This window comes from Thiohalocapsa sp. (assembly GCF_019695415.1).
Taxonomy (GTDB): Bacteria; Pseudomonadota; Gammaproteobacteria; order Chromatiales; family Chromatiaceae; genus Thiohalocapsa.
Map to the genome: position 1 here is coordinate 1 of NZ_JAIFKJ010000223.1, position 3,145 is coordinate 3,145.

A 3,145-nucleotide genomic window follows, 5' to 3' on the forward strand; every position below is an offset into this window, starting at 1 on the left:
GGTTTGGGGCTCCCAGAGAACAACGGCGGCGCCCAACAGCATAAGCCCGAGGACGCCGACGCTAGTACTCCAGATCCAGCGCGTTGGTACAACCCTGGTCCGCGGCAGCGCTTCGGCGCTCTCCAGCGGGACCCAATGGTGCCCGAAAAAATCGCGCGGATCGCTGCGGCGGATTCGGCGCTTGCGCCCGGGATGCTCGCGGTCATAGCGGGTGCGCTGGTCGGGGTCGGACAAGGTGTGATACGCCGCGTTGAGGCGTCGCGAGCAGGCAATGTCGGTCTCCGTGGCATCGGGCAGCCGGTCAGGATGAAACAGCTTGATCAGGAAATGGTAGTGCTCCCGGATCAACGTACGCGTTGCCCGCGGCGATACACCGAGTGCACGGTAATAGTCGGCGCTTGGATCGAGCAGGACGTGGCGTGCGAAGAAGCGGGCCGCAGCCTCTAGCTCATCAGGCGAGCTGTCCAGTGCACGGGACGTCGCATCGATGTGCAGCGGCGATAGGGCCGAGCACATAGCCGAGAATTGCTCGCCGAAGCCCCGTGGGAGTGGGAAAGAGCCGTCGGCGAGGTGTCCGTATGCGAGCGGGTTTCGATAGTAGTCGAGTGCCAGCTCAACCAGCGGCGGAATCATAGCGGCGGCTGATCACGGCAGGGGTCAAGCATCGGCCTGCTGGGGCAATTGCGATTTTCCGCCTTTGCCGCCATAGCTGTACAGATAATCGTAGCTGTAGCCGTAGCCATAGCCATAGCCGTATCCATAACCGTAGCCTTTTCCTGAACGGCCGACTTTGGTCAGCACCGCCCCAATGACGCGTGCGTTCGCCTGTTGGAGACGGCGAATGGCGCCGTCGACGTCTTGCTTCCGGGTCATGCCCGGCTCGGCAACGAAGATGGTCGCACGCGACAGGTTCGCTAACACCAGCGCATCTGCAAGCCCAATGACCGGCGGACCGTCAACGATGACATAGTCGAAGCGCTCTGCTGACAGACTCAGCAAGTCCGCCATCTTGGGTGTGGACAGCAGCTCCACCGGGTTTGGGGGCAGGGGGCCGCTGGTGATGACGAACAGATTCTTGACCATACTCGGCTGCGCGATCTCCGCCGGATCGGTATCGCCGGCCAAGTGGTTCGTCAGGCCCTGCGCATTGGGCAGTGAGAAGGCGCGGTGTAATGATGGATTGCGCAGATCGCCGTCGATCAGCAGTACCTTGCCGCCCGCCTGGGCAAACGCAATTGCTGTACTCACGGCGGTGGTCGTCTTGCCCTCGGTCGGGCTCGCACTGGTGAAATGCAAGATCTTCGGCGCACCCTCGGAGGTCGCAAACATGAGGGAAGTCCGCAGCGAGCGCACGGCCTCTGCGACGGCGCTCTTTGGATCGCGAAACGCGATCAACGGCACCTCTGCATCGCCCAGCCCATGTTGGCGTGCTGAAGCAAAGGGCACCAGGCTCAACACCGGTCCGCCGACTCGTCGCTCGATGTCGTCGTTCGCCTTGATGCTGTCGTCCAGCATTTCCAGCAGAAAGGCCAGGCCTACCCCGCAGAAGAGGCCGAGGGCGATGGCGATGGCGAGGTTCTTGGGTAGGCTCGGCTTGTATGGCGCGAGGGCGACCTGCGCGGCGTCAACCACGGAAATGTTGTTCTCGCCGACTCCAGCGGCGACGCCAACCTCTTTCATTCGCTGGAGGAGTCCGTCGTAGAGCTCGCGATTGGTCTCCACTTCTCGACGCAGGGTTTCGTAGTCGGTGCTGCGATCTTGCAGCGCCAAAGCCTCGCTTTTGAGCTCGCGCAGACGCTCGCGGACAGACTGCTCTTTGCGCAGCTTCGCTTCATACTCACCCTTCACAGAAGACGCGATGGCACTGGTCTCACGTCCCACCTCTTCGCGCAGCTCGTCGATCTGGCTTTGCAGCCGCTGCATCTTGGGGTAGCCGGGCTTGTAGACCTGCAGATTCTGCTCGTACTCGGCCTGCAGGTTGCTCAGACGGGTCTTCAAGGATTGGATGACCTCGCTGTTCAACACGCCGGTTGATCCGCCATCGCTTGCTTCCTGAAACTCCTGCCAAGTCGCCTCCGCCGCGAACCGCTCAGCCTCGGCCTTCACCAAGGTCTCGTTCATCGTTCGAAGCTTGTTCAGGACGATCTCCAACCGATCGTCGAGGTTGACGATTTCTCGCTCCCGCGCGTAAGCAACAAAGCGTCGTTCCGACTCTTCCAATGTCACCCGCATCTGGTCGAGCTGCTCCTGCAAGAACTCCTTAGCGTACGACGACGCATCGTAGCGCCGCTCGAGGTTCATACTGATGAAATTCGCCGCGATGGCGTTGGCGACCGCAGCGGCCTCCTCCGGGCTCGGGCTCTCGAAGGAGACTCGCACGAGGCGCGAATCCGGTACCGGATCCACTGTGAGGTTGTTGCGAAACGCTCTCTCTTCCTCCATGCGTCCTGCCAATTCGGGATCGACCAGGCCGGCGTCATCCTCCTCCGCACTGCCGGTGAGCGTCGCGATCAGCCCCTTCCCTGCGTTCTTGGCTTGGCTCGCGAACGAATCCTCGTCGGACTCTTCCTCCATGGTGCTGAGGCCGACTTGATCGATGACGCGCCGGGCCAAGGTGCGGCTCTGCAGCAGCTCATACTGGGTGGAATAGAATTCCTGGTCACCGAACCAGCTTCGCTCCTCGGGAGTGACGTTGCCGTACTCGACGACCTTGTTGGCGGTCCGATCGATCTGCAGTAAGACAGTGCTGCGGTAAATGGGCGTGGCGTTGAACGTGGCAACCAATGCCAGAACAACGGCGAGCGTGACCACCAGCAGGATCGTCGCCCGCCGGCGCATGAGGAGCCGCCAATATTCGCGCAGATCGATGATGTCTTCATCGGCCTGATCCGTGGCCGATCCGGCGGGGTAGCTTCGGTCCAGCGCTCTCGCATCGCCCCATTGCGCCACCGCACCGCCTGAGGGGTTGGCGGGCGTCAGTGCGGGAACTGGCGGGTGATCATTCATAGCAGGCATGGCCGCAGTACCGAAGCGGTGTCAGGGTAACGAACACGCCCAGCCTATCCCTCCACTCCTCCAAAAATACCCGGAGGCCGGTCTTGGGCACCCCCACCTTGCAGTTGGCCGCGCCCCGGGGGACATGCAC

General features: G+C 62.2%; 2 protein-coding genes. Both read right to left on the minus strand.

All coding sequences use genetic code 11. The annotated features are described in order from the left end of the window. The coding region (locus tag I6U14_RS06400; protein WP_296897814.1) for a J domain-containing protein at positions 1-633 on the minus strand (633 nt) is incomplete at its 3' end. Positions 634-657: 24 nt separating this feature from the next. Further along, the gene (locus I6U14_RS06405) at positions 658-3,006 is read right to left on the minus strand and encodes a polysaccharide biosynthesis tyrosine autokinase (RefSeq protein WP_296897815.1); all 2,349 of its coding nucleotides are present in this window, start codon (positions 3,004-3,006) and stop codon (positions 658-660) included. Positions 3,007-3,145 lie beyond the last annotated feature (139 nt).